Source organism: Sphingobium baderi (assembly GCF_001456115.1).
Taxonomy (GTDB): domain Bacteria; phylum Pseudomonadota; class Alphaproteobacteria; order Sphingomonadales; family Sphingomonadaceae; genus Sphingobium; species Sphingobium baderi_A.
Map to the genome: position 1 here is coordinate 2250552 of NZ_CP013264.1, position 20328 is coordinate 2270879.

At 59.8% G+C, this 20328-nt stretch carries 16 protein-coding genes; 12 read left to right on the top strand and 4 right to left on the bottom strand.

Translation table 11 applies throughout. From position 1 onward, the window contains the following. Positions 1–248: 248 nt before the first annotated feature. Genes ATN00_RS11125 through ATN00_RS11135 form a run of 3 tightly spaced genes read left to right on the top strand, consistent with a single transcriptional unit; the run spans position 249 to position 2840 of the window. The gene (locus ATN00_RS11125; RefSeq protein ID WP_197413583.1) at positions 249–1511 is read left to right on the top strand and encodes a cytochrome P450; all 1263 of its coding nucleotides are present in this window, start codon (positions 249–251) and stop codon (positions 1509–1511) included. Next, on the top strand, positions 1508–2134 hold the full coding sequence (locus ATN00_RS11130) for an O-methyltransferase (RefSeq protein WP_062064687.1): 627 nt from the start codon (positions 1508–1510) through the stop codon (positions 2132–2134). Before ATN00_RS11125 ends, ATN00_RS11130 begins: the two co-directional genes overlap by 4 nt. After that, a complete protein-coding gene (locus ATN00_RS11135) occupies positions 2127–2840 on the top strand; it encodes a CoA transferase subunit A (protein WP_062064689.1) in 714 nt (237 codons plus the stop codon). The genes ATN00_RS11130 and ATN00_RS11135 overlap by 8 nt, the downstream gene beginning before the upstream one ends. Before the next feature lie 170 nt (positions 2841–3010). Here the strand turns inward: ATN00_RS11135 and ATN00_RS11140 are convergent, their stop codons facing one another. Both ATN00_RS11140 and ATN00_RS11145 read right to left on the bottom strand, forming a co-directional pair. Beyond that, entirely contained in the window at positions 3011–5335 is a 2325-nt protein-coding gene (locus tag ATN00_RS11140) for a TonB-dependent receptor (protein ID WP_197413584.1), read from the bottom strand. 84 nt (positions 5336–5419) lie between these two features. Next, positions 5420–7399, bottom strand: coding sequence for an FAD-dependent oxidoreductase (locus tag ATN00_RS11145; RefSeq protein WP_231746264.1), 1980 nt, complete (start codon positions 7397–7399; stop codon positions 5420–5422). A 422-nt stretch (positions 7400–7821) separates the two neighbouring features. Between ATN00_RS11145 and ATN00_RS11150 the strand changes: the two genes are divergently transcribed. Next, complete coding sequence (locus ATN00_RS11150) at positions 7822–9519, top strand: FAD-dependent oxidoreductase (RefSeq protein ID WP_062064695.1); 1698 nt, start codon at positions 7822–7824, stop codon at positions 9517–9519. 21 nt (positions 9520–9540) lie between these two features. Here ATN00_RS11150 and ATN00_RS11155 read toward each other — a convergent pair whose 3' ends face one another. Both ATN00_RS11155 and ATN00_RS11165 read right to left on the bottom strand, forming a co-directional pair. After that, entirely contained in the window at positions 9541–10338 is a 798-nt protein-coding gene (locus ATN00_RS11155) for an SDR family NAD(P)-dependent oxidoreductase (protein ID WP_062068699.1), read from the bottom strand. A gap of 415 nt (positions 10339–10753) precedes the next feature. Beyond that, positions 10754–11917 (bottom strand): NADH:flavin oxidoreductase, encoded by a 1164-nt coding sequence (locus tag ATN00_RS11165; RefSeq protein ID WP_082635185.1) that lies wholly within the window; start codon positions 11915–11917, stop codon positions 10754–10756. A 117-nt stretch (positions 11918–12034) separates the two neighbouring features. Here ATN00_RS11165 and ATN00_RS11170 point away from each other — a divergent pair, with 117 nt between their 5' ends. The 8 genes from ATN00_RS11170 to ATN00_RS11205 all read left to right on the top strand — a co-directional run bounded on the left by ATN00_RS11170 (position 12035) and on the right by ATN00_RS11205 (position 20160). Then, complete coding sequence (locus ATN00_RS11170) at positions 12035–12631, top strand: TetR/AcrR family transcriptional regulator (protein WP_062064699.1); 597 nt, start codon at positions 12035–12037, stop codon at positions 12629–12631. A 206-nt stretch (positions 12632–12837) separates the two neighbouring features. Then, positions 12838–13644: an SDR family NAD(P)-dependent oxidoreductase gene (locus ATN00_RS11175; protein ID WP_062064701.1), complete on the top strand. Its 807-nt coding sequence runs from the start codon at positions 12838–12840 to the stop codon at positions 13642–13644. A gap of 120 nt (positions 13645–13764) precedes the next feature. After that, positions 13765–14598, top strand: coding sequence for an SDR family NAD(P)-dependent oxidoreductase (locus ATN00_RS11180; RefSeq protein ID WP_062064703.1), 834 nt, complete (start codon positions 13765–13767; stop codon positions 14596–14598). Positions 14599–14650: 52 nt separating this feature from the next. Further along, the gene (locus ATN00_RS11185; RefSeq protein WP_062064705.1) at positions 14651–15193 is read left to right on the top strand and encodes a hypothetical protein; all 543 of its coding nucleotides are present in this window, start codon (positions 14651–14653) and stop codon (positions 15191–15193) included. A gap of 232 nt (positions 15194–15425) precedes the next feature. Further along, positions 15426–16247: an SDR family NAD(P)-dependent oxidoreductase gene (locus ATN00_RS11190; protein ID WP_062064707.1), complete on the top strand. Its 822-nt coding sequence runs from the start codon at positions 15426–15428 to the stop codon at positions 16245–16247. A gap of 69 nt (positions 16248–16316) precedes the next feature. Next, complete coding sequence (locus tag ATN00_RS11195; RefSeq protein WP_062064709.1) at positions 16317–17357, top strand: LLM class flavin-dependent oxidoreductase; 1041 nt, start codon at positions 16317–16319, stop codon at positions 17355–17357. 143 nt (positions 17358–17500) lie between these two features. Further along, positions 17501–19165, top strand: coding sequence for an FAD-dependent oxidoreductase (locus tag ATN00_RS11200; RefSeq protein ID WP_062064711.1), 1665 nt, complete (start codon positions 17501–17503; stop codon positions 19163–19165). An 80-nt stretch (positions 19166–19245) separates the two neighbouring features. Further along, entirely contained in the window at positions 19246–20160 is a 915-nt protein-coding gene (locus ATN00_RS11205; protein WP_062064713.1) for a TIGR03619 family F420-dependent LLM class oxidoreductase, read from the top strand. Positions 20161–20328 lie beyond the last annotated feature (168 nt).

The window sequence follows — 20328 nt, forward strand, 5'->3', positions numbered from 1 at the left end:
GGGTTTACGGCTGTCCGATGGGTCGGCTCAACCCTTCGCTGCACCCGGCGTCGGACAGGGGCTGTCCGGATCGGCCACGACGTTTCCCGCTGACCATGTCCTTTGCGGGACAACCATGTCCGGGCAAGGCAAGATTCGCCGATTGACCCGGCAGGCATGGCGGTCGCATCCCTGTTCTCTCTGAAGCGGGAATGGTCCAGCCGATCGTGACACACACAATAGAGCCTCGTTCGATCGATACTTCTTCGGTGACCGAGTCCGCTTTCCACTCGGTCAGCGCGACTTATGCCACCGACGATCTGGCCGATCCTCACAGTCTCTACGCGCAACTTCGCCGGACCACGCCGGTCATGAAAGGCGATATTCTTGCCCTTTATGGCATTCCGTCCCAGGCTGATTATGCCAATACGGGACGGCCGGTATTCACGCTGTTCCGGCACGCGGATGTTGCTGCGGTTTTGCGCGATGACAAGACATGGTCGACCGACCTGCTCAAGGACGGCCTGGGCACTTTCTTGGGAGAAATGTTTCTGAGCGCGCGCAATGGTGAGTCCCACCGATTGTTACGACGCCTGTTGCAGCCCTGTTTCGCACCGGACGTGACACGCCGCTGGAGGACCCATGTCATCGCGCCGCTCGTCGAACGGGAATATGGCGGCCAATGGCGCGCGCGTGGTCGCGCAGAGCTTATGTCCGATCTGGCCATGCCGTTTCCGATCCTTGCCATTTATGCGATCCTGGGTTTTCCGGACGATCCTGCCTCCGTCACCCAGTTCGCCGATTGGGCTTTGCAAATCCTGAACGGCCCGCAGATCGATCCCGAAAAGGCCAAGGCGTCCATGGCACGTGCGTTCGAGGCGGCCGACCTGCTCGACGAACATGTTCGTGGAGTCGTCGCCGCGCGCCGCCGGGCCGGAGCATCCGGCGAGGAGCTTATCGACCGGCTGATCCGAACCGAAGTGGATGGAGAAAGGCTCGACGATGGCCAGATCGCCGGAATCGTGCGGATGCTGCTTCCCGCCGCGGCGGAAACCACGACGCGGACATTGGCTAATCTCATGGTTCACCTGTTGCAGGACGAACGGCTGCTGGCGCGGGTGCGTACGGATCGTTCGCTGCTTCCGCGTGCGCTGACGGAATCCATGCGGTTGGAGCCGGTGGCCGGCTTTCTGGCGCGCCGGGCATTGCGTGACTTGGACATAGGCGGAGTCACTATTCCTGCCGGATCGGCGGTGTCGCTCGTCATGGGGTCGGCCAACCGCGACGAGGCAATGTTCGCGGATGCGGATAGTTTCGATCTCGACAGGTCGCAGCAGGCCAATCTGGGCTTCGGCTACGGCCTTCACATGTGCATCGGCATGCCCGTTGCGCGGACGGAAGTGGAGGTAGCCGCCGATATGCTGTTGAACCTGCCCAATCTGCGCCTTGATCCTGATCGGCCCGCGCCGCGCCTCCATGGGCTGCAGTTTCGGGGGCCTGATGCCGTCCATCTGCGCTGGGACACGAAATGATCGTCGATCCAGCCGTACGGGCTGCTCTCGATACGATGGAGGAGAGGTGGGCGCGGGAACAGCGGGAGCAGGCACGAATTCCGCGTGAAGAAGCATATGCCCGCGTCGATGAATTCCTGTTGCCGATCGGCCCGGAAACGGGGCGGCTGATACATGATCTGATCCGACAGGGCGGACTGAAATCCATCCTGGAGGTGGGCTCATCCTATGGCTATTCGACACTCTGGCTGGCCGATGCCGCCCGGGCCGTAGACGGCTGCGTCACGTCGCTTGAACTGCACGCTGGCAAGATCGCGGCGGCGCGGGAAACGCTCGCCGAAGTGGGACTGGCGAACCGGGTCGATTTCATCGCGGGCGATGCCCTCGCATCCATCCACGCGCTTACCGGGCCGTTTGATCTGGTCCTGATCGACCTGTGGAAGGACCTCTATATTCCCTGCCTCGACCGTCTTGGCGGCAAACTGGCAGCCGGAGCCATCATCGTGGCCGACAATATGCTGTTCCCACCCGAAAATGCCGACAATGCGGCCGCCTACCGCCGCGCCGTCAGAGCGCGGGGCGATATGGACAGCGTCCTCTTGCCGATCGGCGCGGGCATTGAGATCAGCCGCAAGCATGGTTGACAAGCTTTTCGCCTCACCGGATGCCGCGCTTGCCGGGTTGCTGTTCGATGGCATGACCATCATGTCCGGCGGTTTCGGTTTGTCGGGCAATCCAGAAAATCTGATTCCCGCGATAAAGGCAAACGGTGTCAAGGATTTGACCGTCATTTCCAACAATTGCGGCGCGGAGGGCTTCGGATTGTGGCTGCTGCTGGCAAACGGCCAGATCCGCAAGATGATCAGTTCCTATGTTGGCGAGAACAAGCTGTTCGAGGCGCTGTATTTGCAGGGCAAGCTGGAACTGGAACTCAATCCGCAGGGGACGCTGGCGGAACGTATCCGGGCGGGAGGCGCCGGCATCCCGGCCTTCTATACCGCCACGGGGGTGGGCACGGTCGTGGCGGAGGGAAAACCGGTCGAAACCTTCGAAGGGCGGGATTATATCCGCGAAACTTGGCTTCGTGCGGACCTTGCCATCATCAAGGCGTGGAAGGCCGATCCAGCGGGAAACCTCCTGTTCCGCAAGACGGCCCGCAACTTCAACCCTGTCATGGCGACCGCCGCCACCCATACTATCGCGGAGGTCGAGGAAATCGTACCGCTCGGCGCTCTCGATCCCGACCACATTCACACGCCCGGAATCTACGTTCACCGCGTCATTCAGGGGGCTCATTATAAAAAGCTCATCGAAAAACGCACAACGCGCCCCCGTCCCGAAATCGTCTGATGCTTGCAGACGATCTGTCGTTGGTGCCGATCGTGGAACTGCGTGCTGACTTTCGGCCAGAGGCAGCGGGCGTCTGTCCCTATATCTCTGTGCGTTGGCGTGGGATAAGGGCTTGTTCGTTGTGGAACGGAATATGGCGGGATGGCACCCATCCCGCCGCGTCGTTTGTGCTAGCCGCCAAAGTCGTATCGAACCCGCAGGCCATATATCCGTGGCTCCCCCGTCGAAAAGCTGAAATTGCCCGGACTGGTGCCAATCAGGTTGCTGTTGCGTAGATACACTTTGTCGAGGATGTTGGTCACGAACAGCGTTGCGCTCAACGCCGTATTGCCGATGTTGGAAAATTCGACGCTGCCGTTGAGCACGCCATAGCTTGGCACCTTGGCGATGCCCGCGAAATAGCTGCCTATCCAGTAATAGTCGCTCCGCAGCGTTACATCCGCGCCTGCCGCATCAACCGGCAACCGATAGCTGCCTGACAGCGTGTAGCTCCATTTTGGCGCTCTCTCATATATGGCCGAGCCGCCAGCCTGGGCCGCGAAGACTGGCGGAGTCTCCAGGCTGGTATATTTCGCGTCGAGATAGGAAGCTCCAAAACTCAGGATCAGCGGCTCAACCGGCTGGAGAATGCCATCGACTTCCACGCCTTGCACCTTTGCCTTGCCGCCGTTGATGTTGAGGGACGTGTTGGCGGGATCAGTAGCAGGATCGCCGTCGCCGTCGAAATCCGGCGGAAGGCCCGCAATCTGCCGTTGGAGGTGACTGAAAATACCGCGGAACGCGGCGACATTGAGCCGCCCGCGCATCTCCCCTTTCTCCCACTGGGTCTTGAGGCCGATCTCGACATCATTGACCTTTTGCGGTCCAAAATATTGGAACGGCGCCAATGTCCCGGCGAGCCGTGGCGTGTTGATGCCACCCGCGCGATAGCCGCGGCGGACGGTAACATAGGTGAAGATGTCGCTCGACACCTGATAGTCGGCGCCCAGCGTATAGGTCGATGCCTTGAACTTCACCGAATTCGAGAATGATCCTGCCGTCGCCTCGCATTCGGAAGTGGACTGAATGGGATCGCCGAAGAACGGCCTGGTGTTGACCGCGCAAACGCTTTCCTTGTCCCAGGTGTGGCGATAGCCGGCGTTGAGACGCAACCCATCCATGATCTCGAAATTGAGATTGCCGAACAGCGCATAGCTCCGATCTTTGAACAGGTTGTTCGAAATCTGCCCGAACGGATTACTATCCGGGTCGCCGGCCGCGTCGAATGCGTCGATCGCGAAGGCATCGGGGCCCGTGGGCTTCAGATCGAGGAAAAAGCCACCCACCAGCCACTGCAGCTTTCCGTCCATCAGGTCGCCGCTGAACTGCAATTCATTGCTGATCTGGCGATCATAGCGAAAACCGCGTGTGTCCAGCAGGAAAAGCGGCAAGCCATCGGTGCTGAATTGTTGATCCACCTTTGTGTCGCGATAACCAAAGATGTTCTTGATCGTGACGGCCCCCAGGTCGAGCGTCGTCGTATTGGATATTCCCCACAGGCGCGTGCGGTCGTATCCCGGGATGTTCGAATTGGTAACGTGGAAGCCCAATCTCCGCTGCTCCGCATTGGCCAGGTCAACGTCGCAAGCAGCCGACACGCCGCAGTTGAATGCCGGGAAGAAGCGATAGGCGGCATTGGGGCCGGCATCGCCGACCGAAACATAGCCGTCTCCATTGGTGTGCTGCCAATAATAGTCGAACACTGTAACGTTGCTGAAAGTTGGGCTGGGCTCGATCTTCAGCGTGACGCGGAATGCCCGGGAATTGAGGTTCGATCCGTCGCCCGCAACACCGATGTCCTTCTGATATCCGTCCCGTTTCTGAAAGTCCCCCGCGACGCGAAGCGCGATGCCGTCCGCAATCGGCAGGTTTATGGCGCCCTGAAGGGCATGCCAGAAATAATCTCCCGCCGTGCCCTGCACATAGCCCTCGAACTTGTCGACGGCTGGCTTGGAATAGACCAGCACCGCGCCGCCCGTGGTATTGCGCCCGAACAGCGTTCCTTGCGGACCCTTGAGCACCTGTACTGACGCCACGTCGAACGCGGGCAGCACCGCGCCCCAGGAAGGCAGCGGCACTTCGTTGAAATAGCTGATGACCGATGGCAGGCCCGGTCCGGCAACGTCTTTGCCCTGGCCACGAATGGAAAAAGTGGTGTTCGCCGCCGACCCAGCCCCTACGAAAATGACTCCCGGGACGATCCGCTGCAGGTCGGTGGTGGCCTGTATATTCTTCTGGACTAGCGCCTCGCTGCCAAAAGCGGTCACGGCGACCGGGACAGTCTGGATGTTCTCCTCGCGGCGGCGCGCAGTGACGACGATATCCATGTCAGCTGCCGCAGCGTTCCTATCATCGGCTGCGCCGCTGTCTTGCGCCAACGCTTCGCCAGCTTGGGGCAGCAAAGTCATGCCGGCAACGCCGGCCATCAATAGCTTTGCGATCTTCGGATATTGCATGATATCCCCTTCCATGTTTCCTGCCTGATTGCCGCAGATTATTTTTGTCGTCGTCTCGATCGAAAGGCCTGGCGCATGGCTCCATCACACCATGGCGCGCACCAACCTATGTCCTTCGGAAATGGCCAGATGCAGATCGCGCGGCGCGCGCGCGTCGCCAACGATCACCATCCTGTCCTTGCCAAATCCCCGTTCTCTCAGATCGTCGTAAACGGCCCGCATGGGTTCCTTGGCGTTGATGAACACCACGGTGTCGGCAGCGACCTCCTCGGAATCTCCTCGATAGAGAGTCCTGACGATGCAGGTATCGATACCGATATGATCGATCCTGCTGCGTATCAGCAGGCGGAAGTCGCCCTCTTCGGCGAACCGGCGGAATGCGGGGTCGACGCGGGTCACATGATCCAACTGGGGCGCAACGCTGGCGAACCGCGTGACGAACGTGACGCGCAATCCCTTTGCAAGAAGAAATTCGGCGGCTGCCACCGCTTCATAATGGCCGACATCGTCGAACACAACCGCGCTCTTTCCCAATTTGGCTGGCGTAGCGGTCAGCAAGTCTATCGGCGACAAGACATGGGGCTGGTCAAACCCAGGCACCGGCTCGGCCGGATATGCATATTGGATGCCGTTGTGCCGAGGGATGGAGCCGCAGGCGATGACGACGAAGTCAGGATTTTCCTCAAGAACATCCTCCACCTCGGCATAGGTGCTGGTGCGAACGTCCACGCCCAGGCGGAATATCTCCTGCTCCAGCCAGAACGCGATATCACCTATGACGTGCAGGCGCGGAGCTCGCTTCGCCACCGCCACCTGACCACCCAGATCAGGCCCTGCCTCGAACAATGTAACCCGATGTCCGCGCAGCGCGGCGACACGCGCGGCCTCCATGCCAGCGGGACCGCCGCCAATGACCACCACCTTGCCGGGATCGTCGGCGGGGCGGATCAGATCCTCCGCCAGATCGCCTTCGCGGCCAGCCGCCGGGTTGATCGTGCAAGCCAGCGGGTATCCCAGGTTTACGCCCTGCCAGCATGCCTGATTGCATCCGATGCAGGATCGCACCTGCTCGGGCTTCCCGGCTTGCGTCTTACGGATGATGTCGGGATCGGCGATGTGGGCGCGGGTCATATGTACCATATCGGTTACACCGTCGCGTAGAAGTTGCTCGGCCTCGTCCAGAGTGCGGAACCGGCCGATCATGAACCGGGGAATGCCCCGTGAGGCCGCCGCGATCTTCTCGCTGGAGGACAATTGATAGCCAACGGGCTGATCCATCGCCGCCACAAACTTGAAGTTGAAATAATCGCTCCAGCTCAGGTCCAGGAAGTCGATCAGCTTTTCGGCCTGAAGCGTCTGGACAACCAGCGCCAGTTCGTCTTCGTCGAGCCCGCCTTCGCCGGTGCTGGCGCCCATGCGTATGCCCACAGGATAGTCATCCGGCACCTGTGCGCGCACTGCCAACAGGACTTCGCGCAGGAAGCGCATCCGGTTTTCCAGCGATCCGCCATATTGGTCGGTTCGCTTGTTCACCAGCGGATTGAGGAACTGCATGATGAGGTAGCCGTGCGAGGCGTGAACCTCGATGCCCTCTATCCCGCCCTCCACGCATCGGCGGGCGGCATTGGCGAAATGCTGGATGACCTCTTCGATCTCGGCAAGGCCCATGGGATTGGGGACGATGCCGGTCGCGGGGTTGGGCACTGCCGAAACACCCCATGGCGGGGATTGATCCAGCACCGGATAAATATGTCCGCCATGCCATATTTGTTGAAAGACGCGCATGCCATGCGGCTTGATGGCTTTCATCAACCGTCGGTATCCGTCGATAATGGTATCGTCCAAATTGGCGAGGCTGAGGACAGAGCTGGGATGCACTGTGGCTGCTTCCAGGAAAGTAAGGCCGACGCCGCCCTTGGCTCGCGCCACATGATAATCGATCAACTGATCGGTGATCCGACCGTAATCAGTCAGGTTGGTGCCGTGAGCGGAACGGGAAATCCGATTGCGAACCTCCACGCCCTTTATCTTCAGCGGTTCATAGACGAACTGCAGGCTCATCATGCTCTCCCGCCGACGCTGGACGTTTTTTTTACTTCACAATTGCCGGACAATAGAATTTGTCCGGGAACGGGAGCATTCCAGATCATCGGCAATGTTGATTGACGGCAGCAACATCTCACCTCGCCGCCAATTATATTTTCCGTGACTATGCTGTCCGGCAAAGCCGCTCGCGACAAGTTTCCCGAGTATTGCTCTTCGGACAAGATGTTGGCCAATCGGCTATTGTTGAGAAGAGGGGCATCTGAAACCCTGAAGCGAACGCTGGGGATTTATTGTGAAAGTCCCTGATTTCAGGCTTTTCTATGGTCGCATCCTGTTTCGGCGTCGCATGTTGGAGTAGCGGAGAGCCATTTTCGCCGGAATTGACAGAGCGTTCGGGACGGTAGCAGACCCTTTATCGACAAGCCGGCAGGGGAGAGGACATGCCTGAACGGACGTGGGATGAGGAATGCGATGTTCTGATCGTAGGATCGGGCGCGGGGGGATTGACGGCTGCGGTGGCCGCCGCCGACTTGCATGCGCGAGTGATCCTCATCGAAAAGGGTCGCAACTTCGGCGGAACATCAGCTACTTCGGGCGCGGTCTTGTGGGTTCCGGACAGTCATCTGGCCGAAGCTGCTGGACAGCAGGACGATCCGGTAGATGCTGTGCGCTACATAAAGGCGATTGCCGGCGACGAAAGCGATGACATTCTGATCCGCGCTTTTGTTGAAAACGGGCGCGAGATGCTGTCGTATATGAGCCATCATAGCGATGTTGAATATGTCTCTATTCCCTATCCCGACTATCAGCCGGAGGCGCCGGGCGCTCGTTCCGGCTGGCGCAGTCACGACGTCGTCCCCATGGATGGCCGGAAACTGGGTAAGGATCTTGAATATCTGGAACCGCCGCATCCGTCGAACATGCTTTTCGGCCGTTTCGTGTGGAACACCATAGACGCCTCGATGCTTGTGACGCGTAAGCCCGGCTGGATCGGCGCCATGGCGAGGACGCTCTGGCGTTATTATTCCGATATAGGTCAACGGCTCAGATCGAAGCGTTCGCGATATCTCACCGGCGGCAACGCGTTGATCGGGCGGTTGAAGCTGTCCATCGACCGGCGGGGGATCAATATCCGCAGGGAAACGGCACTTGTCGAGATCATCCGCGACGGTGCTCAAGTTGTCGGGGCCGTTGTCGAACGCCATGGCCGCAAGAGCGCCATTCATGTCCATAAGGGCCTGGTGCTGGCGGCAGGAGGCTTTGAGCGGAATGCGGCGCTGCGTGCGCGCTATCTGCCGCAATCGCCCAACCCCGACTGGAGCGGATCGCAATCGAACAATCAGGGTGACGCGCTCGAACTCGCAATGTCCGTCGGCGCGGCGACGGACCGCCTGGATTCGGCTTGGTGGGCGCCAGCGGTGCACGTCAGGGGAGAGAGCCGGTCCCGCCCGCTTTTCTTCGAACGCGCCCTGCCCGGGTCGATCATCGTCAATCAGGCGGGCGACCGCTATTTCAATGAGGCTGTCGACTACCATCTTGCAGGCAGGGCGATGGTTGAGAATGACCGGCCCGGTGCTGGCACGTCGCCGTCCTACATCCTGTTCGATGCCGGGTTCAAATGGCGGTATCCCATGGGGCCGGTCCTGCCGATGATGCCCTTGTGGATGCATTCACGCGCGGTTCGAGATCTGGTGTTCGTCGCGGACGATTGGGGTGAAATGGCGGACAGGATCGGTGTTGACCGTGATCGCCTGCAAGCCACCATCACCCGTTTCAACGACAATGCGAGACAGGGCAGGGATTCCGATTTCCAGCGGGGCGAAAGCCTGTACAATCGCATATATGGCGATCCCAAGATAACCGGAAATCCCAACCTGCTACCGCTTGTGAAGGCGCCTTTCTATGCGTTGGCTATCTATCCGGGTGACATCGGCACCAATGGCGGGTTGGTGACGGATGGCAATGCGAACGTGTTGGATACGGAAGGCCGCCCAATAGGGAATCTCTATGCCACGGGAAACATCACCGCTTCGGCCATGGGCCGCTCCTATCCCGGCGGTGGCGCGACCATCGGGCCGGCTATGACCTTCGGCTATCTCGCTGCCCGCCACGCCATGGGTGTCAACGAGCCGCGTTGAGCGCGCGTGGCCGGCGGGGGATTATTCGGCCGCAGCCATCATTGCCTCGAAATCGGCCACATAGGGTTGATGGGCGGACAACCCGCCATCGACGTGGAGCACCGTGCCGGTGACATAGGCGGCATCGTCCGACGCCAGATAGGCTACAGCCGCAGCGATATCATCGGGTTCCCCCACGCGTGGCGACAGGATCTGCTTCATGAACGGCGACAGGTCGGTCTGGCCGGAATTGGCGAATGCCTGGGTTAAGATCAGTCCGGGCGCGATTGCATTGCATCTTATGTTGTCCCGCGCATGCTGCGTGGCGATGTAACGGGTCATGCTGACGATAGCGCCCTTGGACGAACCATAAGCGACGCGGGCGATGTCTCCTACGAATGCCGATCCCGACGACGTGTTGATGATCGATCCACCGCCGCCCCGCACCATGTGCGGAATGGCAAAGCGGCATGCGAGAAAATAGGCGTCGAGATTGATGCGGAAAGTGGTCCGCCACAGGTCCAGCGGTATATCGGTCACCCGCGTGTCATGGGCGAGGTCGGCGCCAACATAGGCGGCGTTGTTGTGCAATATGTCGAGCCTGCCGAAACGTGAGATTGCAAAGTCCACCAGCGCCTCGATCGATGCTTCATCCTGCGCGTCGAACCTTCTGGCCGCGGCTGCATCGCCGATCTGCGACGCCACCGCAGCGGCGGCTTCCTGGGCTATGTCTGCGACTACGACCCTTGCGCCTTCGCGTGCCAGTCGATGGGCCGTCGCAGACCCGATACCGCCGGCCCCGCCCGTGACGATAGCGACTTTTTCTTCCAGCCTGTTCATCCCAAACTCCCATATGTTCTTCACATAACCATGCGGCGCGAAGAACAATGGGGTCGATAGTCGTGGCGCAAACGCGCATCAGATCATACTTTCGCCGCATCGAAATCCTGACGGACCGCAACGCCTCATCCTTCCGGTCGAGCCAGGCGATCCGGCGGCGAAAGGGCGCGCGCGGGCATGAATCGGGCGTAGTTGAGTGCGGCTGGAGAAATCTCGCGGCTGAAATCGCGTTACCTGCGTTTCGTTCCGGTCATCCTGTATTGGCAGATGCAATCGGGACAATGGCCCTCGAAGTTGGAACCATCCGGCTCGCATGTAGCTTCGAACTGGGGCCGGTCGACATTCAGATGACGGAGCGAGCCGAAGGCTAGCGTTAGTTGACCGGCCCTAACAATGTCAGTGAAGCAAGGCGCTTTTATTGGAGCGTATCGAGCATTGCGCGCGAATAGGGCATTGTGGCTTCCCCTTTGGCGACCTTTTTCGGCCATTCCCAGTCGGCAATCAGCGCACGGCCAAGCGCGATCATGTCGAATTCCCCGCGCTCGATCCGCGTGGCCACGTCGTAGAAATTATTCTCGACTGCGGCGCCGCCCGTCTCGAAGGAGGCGAACAGGTTTTCCGACAGGCCCACGCCGCCGACCGCCATGGAAGGCTTCCCGCTCAATTTCTTGGCCCAGGCGGCTAGCGGCAGGTCCGATCCTGTGAAGGCCGGCGCGCTGAAATAGAGCGTGCTGGCATCGAACATATCTACGCCAGCTTCCGCCAGCGCGCGCAGCAGCACGCCGAGTTCGTCGGGAGTTTCGGCAATCCGCGCATTGAAATCCTGCTGCTTCCATTGGCCGAACCGGAAAAGGATCGGCATGTCCTCTCCCACCGCCTCGCGCACCGCGCGCACGATTTCCGCGCCGAAGGTCGCGCGCGCGGCCATGTCGCCGCCATAGCGGTCGGTGCGGCGGTTGGTCTCCGACCAGAAGAAGCTGTCGATCAGATAGCCGCTGGCGCCATGGATCGCGATGCCATCAAACCCGACGTCTCTTGCGTTCCTGGCGCTTCGCGCGAAACCATGGACGACGTCGGCGATCTCTTCCTCGGTCATGGGGCGGGTGGGCTCGATCACGCGGGCGATATAGTCGCGCGTCACTGTCGAGAAGCCGCCGTCTGGACCCCAAAGTCCTGAAGGCCGGAGCGACGGCGCATCGGGATAGGGGCCGGTGCCATCGATACGGAAAACGCCCTGATGCCAGAGTTGCGGAAAGATCTTGCCGCCCGCCTTATGGACCGCATCTGTGACTTTGCGCCACCCATCGAGAGCAGCTTCTCCATGGAGCAGCGGAATATGAGTTTCGGTCCCGCTACCCGCGCCGATCGCGGCAGGCTGGTCGACGCCGATGCCTTCCGTGACGATTAGTCCCGTGCCCCCCTCCGCGCGCTTGCGGTAATATTCAACGACCGCCGCGTCAGGGGCATTGGCTGGTGAAAAACTGCGCGTCATCGGCGCCATGGCCAAACGATTGGACAGGGTGAGCCCGCGCAGGGTCATCGGGCGGAACAGCGGTGCGAGCATCGGGTCGGAACTCATGGACATCCTCGATTTGTCATATTAACATACAGACTGTATGTATGTATTTCACGATGATCAAGCCGCTTTCGCAGGCGAATGGATGACAGGTAGGCAAAAAACAGGCAGACGCGCGAGATGAGCACACGCACCCGTCCGCAGATGACGTTTGAGACCCGCGCGTCGTTAATCGCTATGGCGCGCGATGCGTTTGGCCGCCATGGCTTCTCCGGCGTGCCGTTGGAGGATCTCTGCGCGGCGGCGGGTCTGACGCGTGGCGCTCTCTACCATCATTTCGGCAGCAAGCTCGGCCTGTTCGAGGCGGTCGTGGCTGAGATGGACGATGCGCTCGATGAAGCCGTCGAGCGCGCGACCGAGGAAGCTGGAGGGGGGTGGCCGGGCTTTCGCGCCGGTTGCCGCGCTTATCTTCAGGCAATGGTTGCGCCCGATATCCAGCGGATCGTCCTGAACGATGCACCGGCCGTCATCCCGAACTTTGCAGGGCGCCCTCGCATGCGGCTTTGCACGGCACAGATGGTCGATGTTCTGGAGGGGCTCATGGGCGAAGGGGCCATCCGGCGCACGGATGCAGCCGCCCTTGCCAATGTCATTGCCGGTGCCGTCGCCAATGCCGCCGCATGGGCGGCCAGTCGCCAGGATCCTGCGGCAGCCTTCGCGGCGGCGGGAGACACCATCGGTCTGCTTCTGGATGGCCTTGAGATAGCGGAGGTATAGAAGGATTTCGTTTGACGGGAAGCTGGCGGAAACGGGTCACTGTGGCGCTGATGAAGCCTCGCCGAAGGCCGTCCTTGCTCCGACCTCCTGACCTTTAATCCTGTCCTGACCGAGCGGTGAATTATAATGTTCGCGTACAAAACCGGTCTGCACCTAGAAACCGGGTCAGGAGAACCGAATAAGGTCTCAATTGCAGGAGAGCATCGTTGAAACGGCTTGGGAATAAAATCGCCTTCATCACCGGCGGCGCAGGCGGCATAGGCATGGCGTGCGCTGAACGCTTCATCGCGGAAGGCGCCAAAGTCATTGTTGCCGACCTGTTCGGGGATGCAGCGAGGAAGGCTGCGGATCGGCTTGGTCCGGAAGCGCTCGGCCTCGGCGTCGATATTGGCGATGAAGCCTCGGTTCGGGAAGGCATGGCGGCGGCGATCAGGCATTTCGGCCGGATCGACATCCTGTTCAACAATGCCGCGCTGACCAACCCGGCGTCGATGAACCTCGACACCGATGTCGTCAATGTCCCCATGGACATCTGGAACAATACGCTTCACGTCAACCTGACCGGTACGATGTTGTGTTGCCGTCACGCAATTCCACACATGGCGGAAAATGGTGGCGGAACCATCCTGAACACGGCTTCGGGCGCGGGACTTGCCGCCGACGTCACCCGCGTCGCCTATGGTGTTTCGAAGGCCGGGATGATCGCGCTCACCAAATATGTCGCCACGCATCACGGCCACCAGGGCATTCGCGCCAATGCAATCTGCCCCGGTCCGGTTATCACCCCGCTCTCACTGGATATTGGCGGCGACATGATGCCGCTGGTCAAGCGGCAGACGCCCCTCGGCAAGCTGGGAGCGCCCAAAGATATCGCGGCATTGGCGACTTTTCTGGTTGCCGACGAATCCGAATATATCAACGGCGAAATCATCACCATCGACGGCGGCACGATGGCGCATCACGCCCATGTCCCGGACATGCAGGACTATCTCAAATCCAAAGCGGCTACCTGATTATTGACGCCGTGCGCGAGCGCGGAATTAAGAAGGGAATGGCCGGGGATAATCCAGCACGCGCGTTCTGGCCTGAATATGCAGATTGCCTTGAGACAGATGACCGGAGAAGGAGTGAACATGCTCAGACTGAAAAATCGCGTGGGAATCGTAACCGGCTCGGGCAAGGATATCGGGGAAGCCACAGCGCGGCGTTTGGCGTCGGAGGGGGCGACGGTGATACTCGCGGATATCGCTTTCGAAGCGGCCAGCAATGTCGCTGCGTCGATTGTCGCGAACGGAGGGCAGGCGTCGGCCATTGCGCTCGACCTGGCGGAAGAAGATAGCATCCGGGCTCTTTATAAAGAGGTTGCCGCGCGTCACGGTCAGCTGGATTTTGTCCATAATAATGCGGCAGATACTCGCGTTGAGCAGATGGCGGGCGATATGGATCTGGCCAATATGGATGCCGCCATCTGGGACCGGGCATTCGACGTCAATACGCGGGGAACCATGCTTATGATCAAGCATGCCCTGCCAGCGATGCTCGCCAAGAAGCAAGGCTCGATTGTCAATACCAGTTCCGGCGCAGCCCTTCGGGGCGACTTTTACGGGCCAGCCTATGCAGCGTCCAAATCGGCGATCAATTGCCTCACTGTTTATGCTGCAACGCAATATGGCAAGCAGGGGATACGCTGCAACGTGGTTTCTCCCGGCATGATCTTGACCCATGGCGCGCAGCAGACGGTGCCGCCGGCGCAATTGAAGCGGATACAGACCCACAAGCTGACGCCCTATCTGGGAGAACCGGACGACATCGCCGCTGCCGTCGCGTGGCTGGTGTCCGACGATGCACGTTTTGTGACGGGCCAGATCATTCAGGTCGATGGCGGCATCACGGCCCATATGCCATATTTCGCTGAAAATAGTGCGGCTTTCGACGCAGATCCTACCGCTCGGCCGGATGAGCTATAGGTTTCGTTGAAATCGGAAGCAGAGGAAATCTGGTGCAGCGAAGGGATTGGCGATGGACTATCTAGCCCAGGTGAAAGAACGTTGCCTCGCTGAACGCACTGTCGCGACGAGGGAGCGTTACGACAAGTTCATCCACGATGCGATCGATCCCTGGCATAAACATATGCTGACCGTTTTGCGGGATCATTGGTGGTCGGAAATTATCGGCGATGTCGATGCGACCATGGCAACTCTCGTCAAAGATCCCGTCTATCAGTTCCATGGCGGATCTCTGCATACGGCGGTTGTCAACACAACCGAAGCGGCAAGGGAGATGTACGCGTCACTTTATGACGCGGGCTATTATCCGGGAGGCGTATTGGAAAATATGCGTATCGCCTGCGCGGATTGGGGCGTCGTCATCGAATCCGATCTTACCAGCGTGCTTCCCGGCGCGGCTTTCAATTTGCCGAATATGCGAATTGATCCGGCCTTGCCCTATCAAAGCACTTCTCAAGCCGTGCAGTCGCAACCATTTGACCGGGAGACCGGGCTTATGAAGGGCGAGATCGTATATTTGGGCGATATCACAGAAATTTTCATAGCGCGCCGCTGACAAAGCCGATCGGCGGACCGATGCTCCGGACCATGAGCCGATCTGTCATGAACCGGCTGGCCGTCCAGCTTGAAAGGTCCGCCGACGCCGTGGGGATTCATGGCGAATTTGCCATAAGCTCAAAGATTTCGCGGCCTAAACCAGAGTCTAATTATTTATCGTGCATCGAAATGACCGGCATGCGAAGCGGGGTGGAAATATCGTCTCGACATGATGGATGGAGCGGAGAAATATGGGTCAATTGACAGGCAAGGTTGCGATCGTAACGGGATCGGGCGCGAATATCGGCGAAGCATGCGCGCGGGCGCTGGCTGAAGCGGGCGCTTCGGTCGTGCTTGCCGATATCAATATCGCCGGTGCCGAGCGCGTGGCCGGGGAGATCGCCTCTGCCGGCGGCGCAGCGTTCGCACAGCCCCTTGACCTTGCCGAAGAGGACAGCATTCAGGCGGTCATCGACGCCACCATGGCCCGTTTCGGAAAGATTGACGTGTTGCACAACAATGCTGCCGACACGCGCCTGGAACAGATGGGCGCCGACATGCGGCTCGACCAGATGGACGCGGCGGTCTGGGACCAGGCGTTCAAGATCAACACGCGCGGCACCATGCTGATGATCAAGCATGCCGCGCCGCACATGATCGCGGGCGGTGGCGGATCGATCATCAACACGTCAACCGGCGTGGCGTTGACGGGAGACATCTTCAATCCCGCTTATTCATCGTCGAAAGCGGCGGTGAACGCCCTGACGAAGAACACGGCGGTTCAGTTCGGCCGCTACAATATCCGCTGCAACGCCATCACGCCGGGCCTGGTCCTCTCTCCGCTGGCCCGTGAGATGATGGGAGAAGCCCAGATCGACACGATACAGCGCCATGTGCTGCTGCCGCGCTTCAGCCGGCCTGAGGATATTGCGGGCGCGGTGGTGTTCTTCGCTTCCGACGCATCGAACTTCATCACCGGCCAGATCCTTTCCGTCGACGGCGGCATCGTGCATCATACGCCCTATGTGGCTGACATGCTGGCCGCCATGGCCGCCGCCGAGCCCGCGAACTGACAGAGCGCGTCGCGCTCCCAACGGGTGCCCGCCCGCCTCCCTGACAGATACGAGAACGCCGAGGGACATATGCCAGCTACCAATGCCGCGGGCGGCGAACGCAAATATTGGGGCGTTATTCCCATGATGCCAGCGCCGATGCTCAGCGATATGACGAAACGCATGGAGGACATCGGCTTCGAAGGCGCGACTGCGTTGCAGATTTATGGGCCGCCATGGCCGAGTCTGTCGGTTGCGGCGGCGGCGACATCACGCTTGAAGGTAGCCACGGGCGTCGCGGTAGCGGCTTCCCGGAGCCCCTTTGAAACGGCGATGATTGCAATGGACATGGATCGCATCAGCCAGGGCCGCTTCATCCTGGGGCTGGGCACGGGCGTTTCGTCCGTCAACGTCGGTTCTTACGGTGTGCCGGATTACAAGCTGATAACCCACATGCGCGATACGGTGGCCGCTGTCAGGCATGTCATCGGCAATGCTCACAAGGGCCTGTCGCCGTATCGGGGCGCATATTATAGTGCTGATTTTCAGGAACTGATGCTGACGGCGCCGCCCGTGCGGGAAAATCTTCCGATATGGGTTGCGGCGCTGCGTGAGCGTCTGACGGACACTGCCTTGGAAATCGCGGACGGGTTGATCGTCCACTCTCTCTGGTCGGTGGACTATACCGTCGAGCAAGGCCCGCGCATTGCCGCCAAACTCGCAGAATTTGGCCGGGAACGCTCCGCTGTCGAAATCAATGCATGGCCTTGGGTCGCCGTGAACGACGACAAGCAAGCAGCGGTCGATGATGCGCGCCCGACAGTTGCCGGTTATGCGGGCATCAAGGAATATGAACCCTTCTTCGCAGCGCGTGGATTCCTGAAGGAAGCAAAGCTGTGCCAGCAGGGCGATCAGAGTAATTCGCTTGCCGTGATGCACCATGTCCCGGACGAAATGGTCAAGGCGTTCGTCGCGTGTGGCAGTGTGGATCAGGTGCTCGAACAACTGGAACCGTTCTGGTCGGTGGTTGATTCCCTCTGTCCGATGTCGCCATACCGCCATCTCAATATGGAAAAGCTCACATTCTATGGCGCGGGCCTGCATCGTCTTGTGGCGGCGGCCAAGCGTTGATCCAAGGATGAAGTGATAGATCAGGCAGCGTGCGCGATTCATTGATAAAGCGCGAAGTTTGATCGCTCAGGCGCATAAGCGTCAGCGGATAGTAAATTACCACAGGGGCGCCGACGCGCCATAGTCAGGACTAGGAGCGGAAGATGCAGTGGGATGTCATCGTGGTCGGATCAGGAGCGGGGGGCTTGACGGCTGCGGTTCGCGCAGCCAAGGCGGGCCTGAAGGTGCTTGTCCTTGAAAAAGGGGAGCATTTTGGCGGCACGACTGCGGTGTCGGGCGGGGGTATCTGGATTCCAGGCAGTCCCCAGGCCCAGGCCGAAGGTCTCGCGGATTCCCCTGCCATCGCACGCGACTACATCCTCAAAGTAATAGGCGAAAGCGCGCGCGCGGAGTTGATCGACGCTTATCTGGATAACGGCCCTGAAATGGTATCCTGGTTGGCGGCAAACAGCGAGGTCGTCTTTCTGATGTCGTTGCCCAGCAGCGACTGGTATCCCGAGATACCCGGCGCCAGACATTATGGCCGCGTTCTCAGCCCCCGCGAATATGATGGAAAGAAGTTGGGGGCTTATTTCCCGCAGCTCCGTCCAGGCCGGGAAGAGTTCAACGCGCCGGGTGGCTTCATGATCGACATGTTCGACCTGCCCTATCTCGCGCAGATGCCCAAGCCGAAGGCACTCTGGCATTTTGGCAAGCTCGCCGCGCGGTTCGGCACGGACAAGCTTCGGGGATATAAGCGGGGCACGCGCCTGACGATGGGTAATGCGCTTGTGGCCGCGCTGCTGAAATCCGCGCTGGATGCGGGCGTGACATTGCGGAAGAGCGCCGCCGTCGAAGGGCTGTTGACCGAAGGGCGGCGCATTTCCGGCGTGCGGGTGTCGGCCAACGGCGGGACAGAGACGCATGAGGCGCGGTTCGGCGTCGTCTTGGCGTCCGGAGGGTTTTCGGCGAATGAGCAGCTGCGTAAAGCCTATATCCCCTATGCGGACCAACATGTCTCGATCTTGCCTTACGAAAATGTCGGCGATGGCATGAACATGGGCCTGGAGGCGGGCGCCTCGCTTGATGGCGAGAACCTCATCAACGCCGTATGGTCGGTGGTGTCGACCTTGCGGCGGGAGGATGGGTATCTTGCCCGCTACGCGCACCTGATGGACATGTCGAAGCCGGGCTGCATCGCCGTCAACGCAAAGGGTGAGCGGTTCGGCAACGAGGCATCGGTGCATTTCGTCGAGGCCATGCACGAGACGGGCTCAGTGCCCGCCTACATTATCAACGATGCTGCTGGCGTGAAGAAATATGGGCTGGGCATGGTCTATCCCGGCGCGCCGAACCTGAAGAAGCTGCTTCATGCCGGATATGTCATTGAAGGGGCCACGCTGAGCGAACTCGCTCACAAGATCGGGGTCGATCCCAATGGGCTTGAGGAGACCGTCGCACGCGTCAATCAAATGGCTGAGACGGGGAAGGATGCCGATTTCGGGAAGGGCGATACCTTGATCGATCAGGAAATTGGCGATCCCAAACACTCACCAAATCCGTGTTTCGGTCCGCTGGGCAAGGGGCCCTATTATGCCGTGAAAATTTATCCTGGAGATGGCTCAACCACCGTGGGTCTGCGGATCGATAACCGGTGTCGCGTCACCGATGCGAATGGCGATCCGGTTGAAGGACTATATGCAGCCGGTCTGGATGCCAATTCGATCTGGCGTGGCAAGTCGCCGGCGCATGGCTGCAATGTGGGTCCGGCCATGGTTTTGGGTTACATTGCGGGCAAGTCGCTTGCGGAAGCGGGTGCGGGTGCGTGATGCGAAAGATCTGAGTTGGTCGATGCAGGCTATCCGCCGGTTTTGAACCGGACTTTCACGATTATAGCTAGGCGAAGAACATGAAAATCAACATCGCAATCCCCCATGCATTGGAAATTCCGGCGCTTACTCAGCCTTGGGAACTGACGCTCGATCACAAGGACGTTTTGCGGGCGATGAAGCTGGCGGACGATCTGGGGTTCCACAAGTGCATGCTCGGCGAACATTTCCTTATTCCCAGCGATCATCTGGAAGCGAGCGGCGCATTCTGGCACCATGGAACCGTGTTTCTCGCGGGGATTGCTGGCGCGACCGAGCGGCTTGGCCTAGCCTCCTCAATCAATATCCTGCCTCTTCAAAACGCGATCGTTCAGGCGAAGGCCTGGTCGACAATCGATTGGCTGAGCGGCGGTCGCGGCACCGCCGTCGTAGCCGTCGGGTGGTTGAAGGAGGAATTCGATCTGCTTGGGGTTCCTTTCCGGGAACGCGGCGCAATATGCGACGAATATGTGCAGGCGATGATCGCCCTGTGGACGGAGGACAAGCCGGAATTCGAAGGCAAATATGTCTCGTTCAAGGATGTGGGATATGAACCGAAGCCACGGAATCTGCCCCTATGGTTCGGTGGCGATGCCGAGGCCCCGTTAAAGCGCATCGCCAAATGGGGTGACGGATGGAATCCTTTCCTGACGCCGCCGAGTCAATTTCCCGAGGCGCTCGATTTCATTCGTTCGCAGCCCGACTATCACGGCCGTCCGATCGAACTCTTCTTCCCGATCGAGGCGATGAAGTTGGGCGACGGCCATGTCGAGAACAAGGCCGCGGCTGAGACGATCGGTTCCTGGAACGTGCAGCAGACTATCGATCTTTGCGGTTGGCTAGGTGAACTGGGTGTTACGGAGACGATCATTCCGCTGCCGCCGCTCGACAGTTTCGATGCGTATCTCGATCGCATGCGCTGGGTTGCTCAGGAAATCATGCCAAAAATGGGCTGATCCTGCCCGAAAATCTAATGCAATCTACGGGCGTTTATTGGACTTGATCCGATTCAATCTCATCGGATCAAGTCTCGCCGAGGCTCCTGTGCATCCCGCATGCGCTGAAGCTTGCGGCGTTTGCGGATCAGCGCCTGCACGGGACTGAGTGATGATCCACAGGTCGCG